At 56.0% G+C, this 15,293-nt stretch carries 13 protein-coding genes and 1 rRNA gene; all 14 read right to left on the bottom strand.

Annotation, left to right across the window (positions count from 1 at the left end):
- Positions 1 to 18 precede the first annotated feature (18 nt).
- The 14 genes from argB to rrf all read right to left on the bottom strand — a co-directional run bounded on the left by argB (position 19) and on the right by rrf (position 15,290).
- Complete coding sequence (gene argB / locus CJ260_RS07475; protein ID WP_087477652.1) at positions 19 to 894, bottom strand: acetylglutamate kinase; 876 nt, start codon at positions 892 to 894, stop codon at positions 19 to 21.
- Between the two features lie 128 nt (positions 895 to 1,022).
- On the bottom strand, positions 1,023 to 1,742 hold the full coding sequence (locus CJ260_RS07470; RefSeq protein ID WP_095629740.1) for an arginine biosynthesis protein ArgJ: 720 nt from the start codon (positions 1,740 to 1,742) through the stop codon (positions 1,023 to 1,025).
- 29 nt (positions 1,743 to 1,771) lie between these two features.
- Complete coding sequence (gene argC / locus CJ260_RS07465; RefSeq protein WP_095629739.1) at positions 1,772 to 2,719, bottom strand: N-acetyl-gamma-glutamyl-phosphate reductase; 948 nt, start codon at positions 2,717 to 2,719, stop codon at positions 1,772 to 1,774.
- 295 nt (positions 2,720 to 3,014) lie between these two features.
- Positions 3,015 to 6,221 (bottom strand): carbamoyl-phosphate synthase large subunit, encoded by a 3,207-nt coding sequence (gene carB, locus CJ260_RS07460; RefSeq protein WP_095629738.1) that lies wholly within the window; start codon positions 6,219 to 6,221, stop codon positions 3,015 to 3,017.
- Position 6,222: 1 nt separating this feature from the next.
- Positions 6,223 to 7,281, bottom strand: a complete 1,059-nt coding sequence (gene carA, locus CJ260_RS07455) for a glutamine-hydrolyzing carbamoyl-phosphate synthase small subunit (protein ID WP_095629737.1) — start codon at positions 7,279 to 7,281, stop codon at positions 6,223 to 6,225.
- The gene (locus tag CJ260_RS07450; RefSeq protein WP_095629736.1) at positions 7,278 to 8,567 is read right to left on the bottom strand and encodes a dihydroorotase; all 1,290 of its coding nucleotides are present in this window, start codon (positions 8,565 to 8,567) and stop codon (positions 7,278 to 7,280) included. Before CJ260_RS07450 ends, carA begins: the two co-directional genes overlap by 4 nt.
- On the bottom strand, positions 8,551 to 9,495 hold the full coding sequence (locus tag CJ260_RS07445; RefSeq protein WP_095629735.1) for an aspartate carbamoyltransferase catalytic subunit: 945 nt from the start codon (positions 9,493 to 9,495) through the stop codon (positions 8,551 to 8,553). Before CJ260_RS07445 ends, CJ260_RS07450 begins: the two co-directional genes overlap by 17 nt.
- A gap of 258 nt (positions 9,496 to 9,753) precedes the next feature.
- Entirely contained in the window at positions 9,754 to 10,275 is a 522-nt protein-coding gene (locus CJ260_RS07440) for a copper amine oxidase N-terminal domain-containing protein (RefSeq protein ID WP_087477639.1), read from the bottom strand.
- A 26-nt stretch (positions 10,276 to 10,301) separates the two neighbouring features.
- A complete protein-coding gene (locus tag CJ260_RS07435) occupies positions 10,302 to 11,201 on the bottom strand; it encodes a DMT family transporter (protein ID WP_095629734.1) in 900 nt (299 codons plus the stop codon).
- 123 nt (positions 11,202 to 11,324) lie between these two features.
- Positions 11,325 to 12,263, bottom strand: a complete 939-nt coding sequence (locus CJ260_RS07430) for a hypothetical protein (RefSeq protein ID WP_095629733.1) — start codon at positions 12,261 to 12,263, stop codon at positions 11,325 to 11,327.
- A gap of 18 nt (positions 12,264 to 12,281) precedes the next feature.
- Positions 12,282 to 12,869, bottom strand: a complete 588-nt coding sequence (gene pyrE / locus CJ260_RS07425; RefSeq protein WP_087477642.1) for an orotate phosphoribosyltransferase — start codon at positions 12,867 to 12,869, stop codon at positions 12,282 to 12,284.
- Positions 12,870 to 12,873: 4 nt separating this feature from the next.
- A complete protein-coding gene (gene pyrF, locus CJ260_RS07420; protein ID WP_087477643.1) occupies positions 12,874 to 13,587 on the bottom strand; it encodes an orotidine-5'-phosphate decarboxylase in 714 nt (237 codons plus the stop codon).
- Positions 13,588 to 13,676: 89 nt separating this feature from the next.
- Positions 13,677 to 14,624 (bottom strand): penicillin-binding transpeptidase domain-containing protein, encoded by a 948-nt coding sequence (locus tag CJ260_RS07415; protein ID WP_095629732.1) that lies wholly within the window; start codon positions 14,622 to 14,624, stop codon positions 13,677 to 13,679.
- Between the two features lie 549 nt (positions 14,625 to 15,173).
- Positions 15,174 to 15,290: ribosomal RNA gene (rrf, locus tag CJ260_RS07410) — 5S ribosomal RNA — on the bottom strand.
- Between the last annotated feature and the right edge of the window lie 3 nt (positions 15,291 to 15,293).

The following is a 15,293-nucleotide window of genomic DNA, read 5'->3' as shown; positions in this document are numbered from 1 at the left end:
TTTTCATGCAATAGCCGTTCAGCGGCCTTCGGAATACTTGTTGACAAACATCGTGCCCAGGCCTTCTTCTGTCAGCAGCTCGATCAGGATAGCGTGGGGAACCATGCCGTTGACAATAAAGACCTTCTTGACGCCGGCCTGAATGGCGTCGATGCAGCACTGCACCTTGGGAATCATGCCGCCGGCGATGACGCCTTCTTTTTTCAGCTGGTCCGCCTGGGCCAGGGTGAGGTCCGTAATCAGCGACGACGGGTCGTCCTTATCGCGCAGGACGCCGTCGATGTTCGTCATGGACACCATGCATTCGGCGTTGAGGGCGCCGGCGATTTCAGCCGCCGCCGTATCGGCGTTGATGTTGTAGGCCTGTCCGTTTTTGTCCGTACCGATCGTAGCGATGACAGGAATGTAGCCCTTATCCAGATTGTCCTGAATGATTTCAACGTCCAGCGACGTAATCTTGCCGACGAAGCCCAGGTCGTCGCTCTGCTTGCGGACGCGGATCATCCGGTCGTCGAGGCCGCACAGGCCGATGGCGTTGCCGCCCATCGAGCCGATGAGGCTGACTAAATCCTTGTTGACCTGGCCGGCCAGCACCATCTGGACGATTTTCATCGTCTCCGCGTCGGTGACGCGCAGGCCGTCGATGAACTTCGATTCGATGCCGACGCGGTCCAATACTTCCTTGATGTGCGGGCCGCCGCCGTGCACCAGGACAACCTTAATGCCGATGAGGTTGAGCAGGACGATGTCGCCCATGACGGCTCGTTTCAGGCTCTCGTTGACCATCGCGTTGCCGCCGTATTTGACGACAACGATTTTGCCGCTGTATTTTTTGATATACGGCAGGGCGTTCATCAAAATCTGCGCCTTCTGCGCGTTCGTTACCGATTGGATATCGTGCATTGCTATGTCTTTATACTCTGTCATTTACCTTTCCCCCAGTACAAAAAAATGTAACGTGGTACAAGAAGCTGCGTTCCCGCAGTTTCATTGTACCACGCAGTTCGTTCAGATTCTGCTGCTCAGCTGCAGGCCTGTAAGGCCAGCTGGAATCCCAGCTGCAGCATGGCGCGCTTCATGGCCTGGGCCAGCGCCGCGCCTCCGACAGACTCGGACGCCATGCCGTTGGCCAGGGCAATAATCGTATACCCTTCCGTATTGATCGCACCCGTACAGGCTGCCAGGGCATCCCGCAGCTGCTGCGGCGACGCGGCGGCGTCCGTCGTGAGGATGCACAGTCCCGGCTTCGCCTCGGTGCCGTCGGCGGCCATGCCGTTCAGGTGCACGGAGCCGCTTCCCAGCGACACGGCGCTGTCCGTCATGTCGCCTAAGTTATCGATGACCGCGCCGACCTGATCGCCGTGAGACGGCGAAAGCGACGCGCCTAAGGTTTCCAGGCTGTCGATGAGGCGGGACGGGCGGAAGTGCTGGCCTTTCACGCCGCTGGCGACGAAGGCCACGTCCTGAGCGGCTATCGACAAGTACTGCGATGCCGCGCTGCATACTTCCTGCCGGATTTCCTGTCCCCGCAGGCCGTCGGGAAGAGCCGCCCCGTTGTGCAGCAGCAGGGCCTTTCCCGCGCTCTGCCATACGCCCTGAGAGCTGGAGACGACGATGGAGCAGTTGGTACGGCTTACGATCATAGCCAAATCCAATCGTACGCGGCTGTCGCAAAGGCCGCTGTACGTACCGGCCGCGCTGAATCCTTGCGGTAAGCAGCTGTCATCATATACCTGTTTCATACTAACTCCACCTTTCTATGGCTGCGCCTTTACTTCGTTATCTGTAATCCTGTCGTCGGGTCGAGGCCCAACATGATGTTCATATTCTGAATCGCCGCGCCGGAAGCGCCTTTTCCCAAATTATCGAACAAGGCCGTCACGACGACGCGCTGGTCGTTGCCCGTCACGAGAATTTCCATGTCGTCATATCCGCTCATGGCGTTGGCCGCGACGAAGCCGCTCTTGTCTTCGCCGAAGGGAAGGACGCGGACGATGGGGCTCCCTTCGTAATGAGCCGCCAAGGCCTGCCAGACGTCCTGCGCAGACGGCGTTCCCTTCATCAAATGCGTAAATAAGGGAACCATGACTTCCATGCCGCTGTAGTAATCGTCGACGATGGGAGAGAAAATCGGCTCCTGAGCCAAGCCGCAGACGGCGACGATTTCCTTCAAGTGCTTGTGCTGCTGCGTCAGGCCGTATTGGCGGGGCGAGAACAACTCCTCGCCTTTGTCCTCTCCCTCATACTGGGCGATCATCTTCTTGCCTCCGCCGCTGTATCCCGTCAGGGACACGGCGCTTACGGGATAGTCGTCCGGCAGGATGCCGGCCTGTACCAGCGGCTGGACGACGGCGATGACGCCGCTGGCGTGGCAGCCCGGGTTGGCGACGCGGTCGCTTTCGGCGATGGCCTGATACTGAGCCGGTGACAATTCAGGGAAGCCGTAGGTCCAGCCGTCGGCCGTACGGTGCGCCGTCGACGTGTCGATGAGGCGGACCTGGCAGTCGGCCGCAATGGCGACGGCTTCTTTCGCCGCCCCGTCGGGAAGGCACAAGAACGCCAGATCAGCTTTCTTCATGCATTCCGCAATCGCTTCCGGCTCCTTCCGCAGCTCGTCGGCAATGGGAACCAGCTCGATATCCTGGCGGCTCTTCAGCCGTTCGTGAATTCTGAGCCCTGTCGTACCTTCATGACCATGTATAAATACCTTCGTCTTCACCTTTCATGCACCTCTATACCTTACTGCCCCGCGGCCTTACCTTCCTTCTTACCGCGGCGGCGTTTTGTTGAATTTTTATTCATTATAATTGCATTTTAATAGTTTGTCAAGATTTATGCATGATTTTTTACATAAAAATAACCTGTTGGCCTCCATTCTCACAGAAAATACACGCGATTTGTTATATTTTTTCGTATTTTCTCAAAAATTTCTGTAAAAAGGCAACAAAAGACCGCAGGAACCTGTTTCCAAGTTTCTGCGGTCTGTATATGTAATCTGTCTTAACGCATATTTTTTAACGATCCATGTCGTAATCCTGCAAGGCGGCGACGTGATGATAGCCGTCGTTTTTGCCTTTATTGGCGAAAACGCGCAGTACTTCGCGGGCCGTGTCGAGAGACGTCAGGCAGGGAACGGCCAATTCAACGGCCATGCGGCGCAGGTTGAAGCCGTCCCGTTCGGGATGCTTGCCGAAGGTCAGCGTATTGACGACCAGGTCGATCTTGCCGTTGCGGATGAGCGTCGCAATGTTCTGCCCGCTTTCATGAATCTTGCGGACGACGTCGACGGGCATGCCGTGGTCGTTGAAGTACTGGCCCGTGCCTTCCGTAGCGATGATGTGATAGCCCAGTTCCTTGAAGCCGTGAGCCAGCTGCAGGGCTTCTTCCTTATCGCGGTCGGCGACGGTGACGAGAATCGTGCCGCCGGCGGGGATACGCATCTTCGCGCCGTTGACGGCTTTGTACAGGGCTTCGGAATAGGTCTTGCCGATACCCATGACTTCGCCTGTTGATTTCATTTCCGGCCCGAGGGCGATTTCCGCCAGGCCGATCTTGCTGAAGGAGAATACAGGCGCTTTGGCGGCGACGTGGCCCTTAGCCGGCAGGAGGCCGCTGCCGTAGCCCATGTCTTTCAGCGTTTCGCCCAAGGCGATGCGCGTCGCGACTTCGACGATGGGGAAGTGAGTTACCTTGCTCAGGAAGGGAACGGTACGGCTCGAACGGGGATTTACCTCGATGATGTACAGCTTGCCCTTCGATACGACGAACTGGATATTGACAGCGCCTTTAACCTGCAGTTCCAGGGAAATGCGCGTCGTGTAGTCGACGATCTGGTCGATCATTTCCTGGTCGAGGTGCTGCGGCGGATAGACGGCGATGGAGTCGCCCGAATGGACACCGGCCCGTTCGACCTGTTCCATGATGCCGGGGATGAAGACATCCGTGCCGTCGGCAACGGCGTCGACTTCGACTTCGCGGCCCGTCATGTATTCGTCGATGAGGATCGGATGGTCCGGCGAGGCGATAACGGCTTCGCGCAGGTACCGTTCCAGTTCTTTTTCATTATATACGATTTCCATGGCCCGGCCGCCGAGAACGTAAGACGGACGGACGATGAGGGGGAATTCCAATTCCTGAGACACCTTCATAGCTTCGCTGTCGCTGGTGGCGATGCGGCCATCGGGGCGAGGAATGTTCAGCTTCGCCAATACTTCGTCGAACCGTTCGCGGTCTTCGGCCCGGTCCATGCCTTCGACAGACGTGCCGAGGACCTTGACGCCCCGTTTTGCCAGGGGAGCCGCCAGGTTGATCGCCGTCTGGCCGCCGAACTGGCAGATGACGCCGACGGGCTTTTCCTTGTCGATGACGGCCATGACGTCTTCTACGGTCAGCGGTTCAAAGTACAGGCTGTCGGACGTATCGAAGTCCGTACTTACCGTTTCCGGGTTGTTGTTGACGATGATGCTGTTCATGCCGGCCTTGCGCAGCGCCCAGGCAGAATGGACGGAGCAGTAGTCGAATTCGATGCCCTGGCCGATGCGGATCGGGCCGGAGCCGAGAACGACGACGCTCTTGTCGCCCAGAGGCTTAACTTCGTCTTCGGCGGCATAGCAGGAATAGTAGTACGGCGTAGCCGCTTCAAATTCGGCGGCGCAGGTGTCTACCATCTTGAAGGTCGGCGTAATGCCCTTTTCCTGACGGAAGGCCCGTACTTCGTCTTCCGTCTTGCCGGCAAAGCCGGCGACGACGGCATCGGGCATGCTGTACCGTTTTGCCAGCCGGACGTTGTCTTCCGTAAGGCCCTGCTTCTTCAGGGCTTCTTCCAGGTCGACAATGTTCTTCAGCTTGCTGAGGAACCACATGTCGTAGCCCGTAATATAGTGAATCTTTTCTTCGCTGAGGCCGAGGCGCAGAGCCTGGGTGACGACGAAGAGCCGTTCGTCGTCCTGCTTCTGCAGGAGCTCAGCGATTTCAATGAGGGATTTGCTTTCCAGCTTTTTCAGCGTCAGGTAGTTCACGCCGATTTCCAGGGAACGGACGGCCTTGAGGAGGGCCCCTTCAAAGCAGCGGTCTAAAGCCATGACTTCGCCGGTAGCCTTCATCTGCGTGCCCAGGGTCTTGTCAGCCAAGGCAAACTTTTCAAAGGGCCAGCGGGGGAACTTGACGACGCAGTAGTCGAGGGTCGGCTCGAAGCAGGCCGTCGTCTTGCCCGTGACAGCGTTGGTAATCTGGTCCAGCGTCAGGCCTGTGGCGACTTTCGCCGCAACCTTGGCGATGGGATAACCCGTCGCCTTGGAGGCCAGGGCCGACGAACGGCTGACGCGGGGGTTTACTTCGATGACGTAGTACTGGTTGCTGTTCGGGTCGAGGGCGTACTGTACGTTGCAGCCCCCTTCGATTTTCAGGCGGCGGATGATGGCCAGGGACGCCGTGCGCAGCATCTGGTACTGCAAATCGTTCAGGGTCTGGCTCGGCGCGACGACGATGGAGTCGCCCGTATGGACGCCGACGGGGTCGATGTTTTCCATGTTGCAGACGATGATGCAGTTGTCCGCTTTATCGCGCATGACTTCGTATTCGATTTCTTTCCAGCCGGCAACGGACCGTTCGACGAGGATCTGGTTGATTGGGCTGAGCTTGATGCCGCGGGTCGCAATCATGAACAGCTCGTCTTCGTCGTGGGCGATGCCGCCGCCCGTGCCGCCGAGAGTAAAGGCCGGACGGACGATGATCGGGTAGCCGATTTTATCGGCGAAATCGATGGCCGACTGGACGTCTTCAAAGATGTCGCTTTCCGGCACGGGCTGGTTGATGTCCTTCATGGCTTCCTTAAAGAGCTCGCGGTCTTCCGCTTCCTTAATAGCCGAAAGGTGGGTGCCCAGCAATGTTACGTTGTATTTTTCCAGCACGCCGGCGTTCGCCAGTTCGACGGCCATGTTCAGGCCGACCTGGCCGCCCAGGGTCGCCAACAGTCCGTCGGGACGTTCTTTTTCAATGACTTCCGTCACGTAATCAAGGGAAATCGGTTCGATATATACGCGGTCGGCAATATCTTCGTCCGTCATGATCGTCGCCGGGTTGCTGTTGATGAGGACGACTTCCAGGCCTTCTTCCTTCAAAGCCCGGCAAGCCTGCGTGCCGGCATAGTCAAATTCTGCGGCCTGGCCGATAATGATAGGGCCGGATCCGATCACGAGAACTTTCTTCAATCCTTCTATCATGTTAATTTTCCTCCATCATCTTGATAAATTGTTCAAATAAATACAAGTTATCAGTCGGTCCCGGCGATGCTTCCGGATGGTACTGCACGCACATGATATGTTGTTCCGGCACTTCGAAGCCTTCCAGCGTATTGTCGTGCAGGTTGCGGTGCGTAATGACGACGTTGTCCGGCAGGGACGCTTCGTCGATGACGTAGCCGTGGTTCTGCGACGTAATGTATACGCGGTTCGTGCGGATATCCTTGACCGGATGGTTGGCGCCGCGATGGCCGAAGGTCAGCTTGCGGCTCTTGCCGCCCAGCGCCAGGCCCAGCATCTGCAGGCCGAGGCAAATGCCGAAGATAGGCTTCTTGCCGATGAATTTCTTGACTTCTTCTACGATGTAAGGAACATCCTTCGGGTCGCCGGGGCCGTTGCTGAGGAAAATGCCGTCGGGATTGATGGCCAGTACGTCTTCGGCCTTCGTTTCCGCCGGGAAAATCGTCAGGCGGCAGCCGTTGCGGACCAAATCGCGGAGGATGTTGGTCTTCGCGCCGTAGTCCATGACGGCGACGTGGAATTTGCCGCTGCCCATGTGCTTGATGTCCCGCGTCGTGACGCGGCGGACGAGCTGCGTTTCCAAGGGCGTGTCAAACAGTTCCTTGACGGCGCTTTCGCTCATCGTTTCGGGAACGATGACCCCCTTCATGACGCCGTGGCTGCGGATCGCCCGCGTCACGGCGCGGGTGTCGACGCCGTACAGGCAGGGAATGTGGTGCGTCCGGATGAACGTCGCCAGCTCGCCTTCGTTCTGCCAGTTACTCGGCGCATCGCAGAGCTCGCCGACGACGAAGCCTGCTGCGTAGGGGCGGTCGGCCTGTTCGATTTCGTGGAACAAGCCGTAGTTGCCGATCAGCGGGTAGGTCATCGTAATGATCTGGCCGGCATAGGACGGGTCCGTAAAGGTTTCCTGATAGCCCGTCATACCCGTATTAAATACGACTTCGCCGACAGCCGGTTCGCTCATCAGCATCTGGCCGTAAAATTTCTGTCCATTCTCTAATATGAGAATTCCTTTCATCGTAAGACCTCCCCATCTTTCATTACAAAGGCGCCGTCGACGACTGTCGCTACGGCCTTGCCTTTAAATATCATTTCATCAAAGGGCGACGCTTTGCCTTTGGAGTAGAATGCCGATGCGTCTACGGTCCATTCTTTGTCGAGGTCGAGAATCGTCAGGTCCGCGTCTTTACCCGGAGCGATGACGCCGGCGTCGAGGCGCAGGATCTTGGCCTGAGCCGTAGACATGGCGTTGACGATCGTCATGAGGTCGACTTCGCCCGTATGATACAAGTAGGTCAGTACGGCGCCGACGCTCGTTTCGAGGCCCACAAAGCCGCTGGGAGCCAGGTTGAATTCCTGATCCTTTTCTTCCCATTCGTGAGGCGCGTGGTCCGTGACGATGGCGTCGATAGTGCCGTCTTTCAGGCCTTCTACGACGGCAGCGCGGTGGTCGTCCGAGCGCAGGGGCGGGTTGACCTTAAAGCGTGTTTCAAAGGAGCGAATCGCTTCGTCCGTCAAAATCATATGCTGAGGCGTCGCTTCCGCCGTGACGTGGAGGCCTTTTTTCTTGGCCTGCCGTACCATGTCGACGGCGTTTTTCGTGCTGATATGGGCGATGTGAACGGGCGTGCCCGTCGCTTCGGCCAACAGGATGTCGCGGGCTACGGCGATGTCTTCGGCGACGGCCGGACGGCCCTTAATGCCCAGCTGATTGGACACGACGCCTTCGTGCATATTGCCGCCGGCGACGAGTTCCGTTTCTTCGCAGTGGTCGATGATTACCTTATCGAACATGCTGGCGTATTCCATCGCCTTGCGCATGAAGTCGGAGTTTTCGACGAAGCGGCCGTCGTCAGAGAAAGCAACGACGCCGGCCTTGACCATGCCGCCCATGCCGGACAGCTCCTGGCCTTCCAGGTTCTTGGAAATCGCGCCGATGACTTCGACCTTGACGACGCCTTCTTTTTCCGCTTTATATTTCAGGCCTTCTACGATAATGGCCTTGTCGATGACCGGGCTGGTGTTGGGCATCGTAGCGACACGGGTAATGCCGCCGGCCGCCGCGGCCCTCGTGCCCGTAGCGATGGTTTCCTTCGCCGACTGGCCGGGCTGGCGGAGATGGACGTGCATGTCGATAAAGCCCGGCGCTACGACCAAGCCCGACGCGTCGTATACTTCGGCTCCTTCTGCCGGAAGATTCGTTCCTACGGCTTTGATTTTGCCGTCTTCAATGAGGATATCGCATATTTCATCTTGCTGTACAGCCGGGTTGACTACCCTGCCGCCTTTAACGAGTAATGTCAACGTCATCGCCTCCTATGATTGTCAAATACAGAACTGCCATCCGGACGGACACGCCGTTTTTAACCTGTTCCTGAATTGCCGAATGGTCGCTGTAGCACGTATCCGTGTCGATTTCAATGCCGCGGTTCATCGGGCCGGGATGCATGACCAGGACGTCGTCCTTTGCCAGGACCAGGCGCTTCCGGTTGATACCGAAGAGGGAATTGTATTCGCCGGCGCTGGGGAAGAACCCGATGCCCTGCCGTTCCTTCTGAATGCGGAGGACGTTGATGACGTCGGCGTCCTGAATGGCTTCTTCCAGGTTGTAGTGCACGGTGACGCCCATGGATTCCAGCTCCGGCTGGAGCAGCGTGCGGGGACCGACGAGGTGTACGTCGGCGCCCATGGTCTGCAGGCCGTAAATATTGGAACGGGCTACGCGGCCGTGGTCGATATCGCCGACGATGACGACTTTCAGCCCGTCAATACGGCCCTTCGCTTCCTGAATGGTAAACAAGTCGAGAAGGCCCTGCGTCGGATGCTCGTGCGCACCGTCGCCGGCATTGATGATGATCGGGTCGACGCATCGGCGGGCAAACCAGGGAGAGCCTTCCTGCTTCTGCCGCATGACGATGGCGTCTACGCCCATAGCCGTAACGGTAAGCAGCGTGTCGCGGAAGCTTTCGCCCTTCTGGATAGAGCTGCCGCGGGGCGTAAAGTTGATGACGTCGGCGCCTAAGTATTTTGCCGCCATTTCAAAGGAGCCGCGCGTACGCGTGCTCGGTTCCCAGAACATGTTGACGACAGACTTGCCCTTGAGCAGCGACAGCTTCTTATCGCCGCTGTTGACGACGGCCTTCATCTTCTTTGCTACTCGCAGTATCAATTCAATTTCTTCTTTTGGTACTCCTTGCAGCCCTAACAGGCTTTTTCCTTGGATACTAGCCATTGGAATCCTCCTTATAAAAAAAGACCTTTGCCGAAAGGCAAAGGTCATATCCATATCGCATGCATGGCAAACATATGTCCCTTTTTAGCCTCTCTGGACTATATTAAAGGTACAGTCATAAATATGGTGATGAATAACCCGGCCTCTCTGGACCGACAGTCTATTCTCTCTTATTATTGTATCTACCCATTCCTATAAAGTCAAGATTTTTTTATCTACCTATAAGGCTGATTTAGAGTCGGCCTCTCCCGGCTCAGCTCAAGGCGCCCTGTGCAGGTATACTTCCTGCGGCGCAATGACCAGGCTGCCTTCCTCGATAAACACGTCGTTAAAAAAGGCTTCAAACAGCTTGGCCGGTACATACAGCATACCCTCGACGTTTTCCGGCCCGATACCATATTGGTAAATGTGATTCAGGTTCACCGTCTTCAGCGAGCCGATGCGCTCGTACATATCGACGCCGGGATAGAGGTGCATGTAGACCGTATTCGCCTCGATAAAGGCGCACTGTTTTTCTTCATCCCAGGCAACAGTATAGCCCAGCTGCTCCGCTACGGGACGAAGGGGCACCATGAGCACGCCGTTTTTCTCATACACTGGGGCCGTAAGAGGCGTCTGGGCGCTGTTCCGGCCGATAAGAATCGTATACTCCGGCAAGATCTGGCCGGACGTTTGCACCGTAAGGGCCGGCTGCATCGATTCTGCCGCCGTATCCGCCGCGCCGGCCGGGGCCGCGCAGAGCAGGCAGAACGCCAAGCCAGCTATATAATGTAGTCTCATAGCATATCCCTCCTTGAGATTTCCTGCTATCCCCCGACATGCTGCCGGGCCATGACTAAGAACACCGTCATGAGAACGCAGACGAACCCGATTAATTCGGGAATATAAAATACAGTCCCCAGCACCAGGGCCGAAACGACGGACGCCGAAACGGGCTCCAGCGTACCGATGAGCGTGGCCTTAATCGGGCCGATATCCCCGACGCCCCGCAGGAATAAGATAAAGGTCAAGTCCGTGCCGATTAAAATGACGGCGGCAAAGATGATATATCCCGCCGTATCCAATACGGACGGCGTATTCCAGGGCTGGATGAACAGCGAAAACAGCGTTCCGCCGACGAGAAGGCTCAGCGCGTTGACCGGCACGCTGCCCCATTTCCAGACCAGATTCTGCGCCAAAAAGGAATAGCATACCGTCGCCACGGCCGCCGCCAGCCCCCATTGCAGCCCTTCCGGCGACAGGGCCATCCGGGATAAATCGCCGTGCGTCGCAATGAGAACGACGCCGACGAGAGCCAAGACGATGGACAGGCCTTCGCGGAAGTCGGGAAGACGCCGCGTCCGCAGGCAGACGATGACCGCCATCATGACGACGCTCAGGGTCTGCAAAATCCCCGCCGTGCCGGCGTTCGAGTATTGAATGCACTTGAGGAACGACACCTGGCTGAGCAGGAGCCCCATCAGACTGTATCCCAGCATCGAGATGCAATCCTTTTTATTCCTCAAGATATTCAGCATCGTCTTGTATTCCCTGCCGGCCAGCAGGGTCAATACCAGTCCGGCGCAAACCATGCGGATGCTGGTCAGCCAAAAGGGATCGACGCCGTAACGGCTCAGCAAATACTGTCCGGCCGTCCCCGACATGCCCCAGATAATCGCTCCGCCGCCGGAACAAAGATAACCGCGCATCATGCTGCGCTTAGCCATAGTACCGCTCCTTTCTCCTTGCCTGTAATTGTAACACAGAGAGTGCTCCTTATCCAGTCGGCGCAAAAAGAAAACACAGCAACTTCATGAAGAAATTACTGTGTTTCATACATCTATATACGATTAGAAATGAAGCAGCCCGCCGCTTTCGTTCGAAACAGGAACGGCTAAGATGCCCGTCGGCTGGGGCTGGGAAATCAAAAAGATCAGCGCCGCCACGATAGCCAGGGCGATGGTCACCCGCGAGAAGACGCCTCGTTCGCTGTATTCCGGCACGCCGAAGAAGCGGATACCGATGGACGCGCCGATCGTCGCGAACAACGCGCCTACGGAGAAATACCGGTACATCCCATAAGCCAGGATCAAGCCGACGATGGACGCCGCGTTGATGACGATGGGATAGCAGCGCGCCAGCATCGACTGGTTGGCGCGGCGCATGCTCATGAGCCAGTCCGTCGCGTCGATGCCGACCAGGCCGGTAATAAAGGTCGAAGCGTATAAAATGCCGTCCCACTGCGATTCCAGCCTGCGGCGGTCGCCGGCAATCCACATCAATACCGTCAGCAGCAAAATAGCTGCGCCGGCGGCGAGATAGTAGTACTGCTCGGGAATAAACTGAATGACGAAGACGCCGACGAGGACGCATACGCTGGCGACAGCGCTCATCTGCACGAGCTGCTGTTTCGTCGGACGAATCTTCTTATTCATGCCGGTGTAAATCTTAGCGAAGATTTCCAATAGGAAAACGACGACAAAGAAGACGATGCCCAAAAACGGACTGAGCAGCGCCAACCCCAGGGTAATCACCAGCGGGATGATAAACTTGATTCCCGGGAAAATGATGAAGGTCTTCATCGTCATGACGTGCTGCTGCGAATACACCGTAAAGTAGGTAAAGGTATTAAACAACAGCATGGCGACGATGGTCTCGCCGGGCTTCGCCCCCATGTACAGGAAGATCATGAGCAGGTACATGCTCATGTTGATGCCTGTGAAGCGGGCAAATACGGCAGACATCAGGCCATACATCAAAAACGGTAGAATTACTGAAAAGATATCCATTCTGACCTCTCCTGCTTCTTATTTCAAATGGTGGCTGCCCCGTTCCGTCATGGGAAGGCCTTCCTTGCACAACGGGCAGTCGTCGGGCTGATACGTAGGAACGGTCAAGTGAAGCAGGGCCTGTACGTCTTCCTTCGGCACGCCGAATTCGGCCTTGCCGCCGCTGCGGTCTACGAGGAGGCCGACGCCGACGATGACGCCGCCGGCTTGTTTAACGACGTTGACGACTTCCTGTACGGAACCGCCCGTCGTGACGATGTCTTCTACGATGAGGACGCGTTCGCCCGGTTCGATGCGGAAGCCGCGGCGCAGCGTCATGACGCCTTTTTCCCGTTCCGTAAAGATGGCCCGCGTGCCTAAGGCCTTGCCGACTTCATGAGCCAGCAAGATGCCGCCGGTCATCGGCCCCATGACGGTCTGGACATTTTTGTCCTTAAACCGTTCTGCCAATTCCTTGCAGAGCTTTTCCGTATATTCCGGATGCTGGAGGACGTTGAACTTTTCAACGTACAGCGGGCTGTGAAGGCCCGACGTCAATAAGAAATGGCCTTCCAATACGGCTTTCGTGTCTACTAATAACTGTCTTACTTCTGCTTCTGTCATCATGATGCTATACCCCCTGGATTTCTTCTAATATTTTGCGAACGGCTTCCCGCGGTTCATCAGCCTTCGTAATGGGCCGTCCGATGACTAAGTGGGACGCGCCGTCCTGCAGCGCCTGCCGCGGCGTCGTAAACCGCTTCTGGTCGTTGGCGACTGCGAAGGACGGGCGAATGCCCGGCGTAACGATGAGGAAATCGGAACCGTTCATTTCGCGGATGGCCTTCGCTTCATACGGCGACGAAACGGTGCCGTCGATACCAGCTTCCTTCGCCAGCTTAGCCAGGCGGAGAACCGTTTCGGCAATCGTATATTTTCCGCCGATTTCTTCCCAGCACGCTTCGTCGATGCTGGTCAGAACCGTGACGGCCAGCAAGCGGGGCCGTTCGATGCCCAGCTTTTCCGCCTCGTCGCGGACGGCTTCCGCAGCAGCTTCCATCATCGCCCTGCCGCCTGTGCCGTGAAGGGTCATGAGATCGGCTCCCAGCCGGGTCAAGGCGCGAATGCTCTGGCCTACCGTATTCGGAATGTCGTGTACCTTCAAATCGAGGAACACGTGCTTTCCCTGGTCCTTCAAATAGCGAACAGCGTCCGGACCGGCGCTGTAAAATAATTCCATGCCGACTTTATAGAAGGAAACGCTGTCTCCCAACGATTCGACAAGCTTCTTCATGTCGTCTAAAGAATGTACGTCTAAAGCCGTTATAATGCGATTATCTGCCATTCGTAACCCTCCGCGCAAAAAAATAAACTGCATAAGCCCCATACTGCATGGGCATATCTAATTAATTATGTCACGTTTTACCATACCTGTCAATTTACTTTTCCACCTGGGAACGCGGCTTTTGCGGCAGTAGTTCCGGAATCCGAAATCCGCCGCACTTCGGCGAAAAGAGCATTCCCGTCCATGTCGTCGATAATCGACAAGGCAATCGCCTTAGCCTTATCGCTCGTAGCCCTCGGGTTATCCGGGTCATCCAGGCGCAGGGCAAAATACGCCGTCTTTCCATTCTTTTCATATAGCCCGACAAACCAGGCGTCCGTATTTTTTCCATCGACTCGCCCAAAACCGGTCTTGCCGTACACCTTCAATCCCGTCGCCGCGTCGTCCCGCGTCAGCATCAGCAGCTTCAACGTATTGGCAAGCTCGCCCTTCTTCGGATGTTCCATGATGCGCCGCAGCACTTGAATTTGTTCCTTCGGAGAAATCTTTAAAGACGACTCCAGCCAAAATCCTTTCAGGTCAGCCAAGGGTTCTCCTTCATTAAAATCGCCCTTCCAATCGGAAATATCCCTGTTGCCATAATTCATCTCGTCGATATAGGCCTGCATTACAGGCTGCCCAATGTCGTCTATGACTTGGCGGTAATACCAGACGCAGGATTGCCGAAAGGCGTCGGGCAATCCAATATCGCGATTCCACGGCTCATACCAGTACACCGTCCCGTTCCATGTCCGCACGGAATCATTCATCTGGATTACGCCCGTATCTAATCCAACGTAGGTAGAAAAAATTTTGAAAGTCGAGCAAGGCGACGAGCGTTTTTCGCTGAGCTCCTTTTGGTATACGACATAGGTATCGGCCTCGGGATAATAGAAAATAGCTGTGCCGTTCACATCATTGAAATACTCCTGCCAATTGATTTCCACCGTCGTTTCTGCTGTGGTACGGCTGACGCCTGCGGAAAAGAACATCGCCGTCAGGCAGCATACAAAAACGCAAAATTTTTTTAATAAGTTCGTCTGCATTTGTTTTTTCATTACCTCCTTAGTAATGTTATAGCTTTTCTTACTGATTCAAAAGTTCGCGGCATGTAAAACACAGGCCCCTCTCTCGGAAGAAAAGAACGCATACATGTTGCTATACGTTTCCTGCTGGCGGTCGTCGCACCTATCAGTCGGGTCTGCACACATGAATACTTCTTCATGCCATGTTCTTGCTTACGCACGGACCCGACATAAGCGACTCAGTCGCTTTTATGCGTCGCTTTGCTCCTTTAAAAGCGCTTCGCTGCTTATCCCAGGAACCTGGAAGGATAGGAAGCCGCACATATATAAAAAAGAACGCATGCACAATGTATACGTCTTCTGCTAACGGTCGTCGCACCTATCAGTCGGGTCTGCACACATGAATACTTCTTCATAACATGTGCTGCTTACGTACGGACCCGACATAAGTGACTCACACTCGTTTGCGCGTCGCTTTCGCTCCTTCAAACGAGGTTCGCTACTTATCCCAGGGCTTGCCCTGGGATGGGAGGTCGTTGTATGCAAAAAGAGAGCAGTGCCAATGCACTGCTCTCTTTTTGTAATCAGCGGCTTCCTATCCTCCCAGGGGGCCTCCCCCCAAGTACTTTCGGCGTTTGCGGGCTTAACTGCTGTGTTCGGCATGGGAACAGGTGGATCCCCGCAGCTATCGCCACTGAATTT

Source organism: Megasphaera sp. ASD88, from assembly GCF_002287425.1.
GTDB classification, from domain to species: Bacteria; Bacillota; Negativicutes; order Veillonellales; family Megasphaeraceae; genus Megasphaera; species Megasphaera stantonii.
The sequence above is the reverse complement of the archived record's forward strand: the minus strand, read 5'-3'. Positions and strand labels throughout refer to the sequence as shown.

Bases quoted from the DNA above. Each gene is read 5' to 3' on its own strand.
- CJ260_RS07445 (WP_095629735.1), bottom strand. From the start codon at position 9,495: ATGGCTAGTATCCAAGGAAAAAGCCTGTTAGGGCTGCAAGGAGTACCA.
- CJ260_RS07470 (WP_095629740.1), bottom strand. From the start codon at position 1,742: ATGAAACAGGTATATGATGACAGCTGCTTACCGCAAGGATTCAGCGCG.
- CJ260_RS07415 (WP_095629732.1), bottom strand. From the start codon at position 14,624: ATGAAAAAACAAATGCAGACGAACTTATTAAAAAAATTTTGCGTTTTT.
- CJ260_RS07435 (WP_095629734.1), bottom strand. From the start codon at position 11,201: ATGGCTAAGCGCAGCATGATGCGCGGTTATCTTTGTTCCGGCGGCGGA.
- carB (WP_095629738.1), bottom strand. From the start codon at position 6,221: ATGATAGAAGGATTGAAGAAAGTTCTCGTGATCGGATCCGGCCCTATC.
- CJ260_RS07430 (WP_095629733.1), bottom strand. From the start codon at position 12,263: ATGGATATCTTTTCAGTAATTCTACCGTTTTTGATGTATGGCCTGATG.
- carA (WP_095629737.1), bottom strand. From the start codon at position 7,281: ATGAAAGGAATTCTCATATTAGAGAATGGACAGAAATTTTACGGCCAG.
- pyrE (WP_087477642.1), bottom strand. From the start codon at position 12,869: ATGATGACAGAAGCAGAAGTAAGACAGTTATTAGTAGACACGAAAGCC.
- pyrF (WP_087477643.1), bottom strand. From the start codon at position 13,587: ATGGCAGATAATCGCATTATAACGGCTTTAGACGTACATTCTTTAGAC.
- CJ260_RS07440 (WP_087477639.1), bottom strand. From the start codon at position 10,275: ATGAGACTACATTATATAGCTGGCTTGGCGTTCTGCCTGCTCTGCGCG.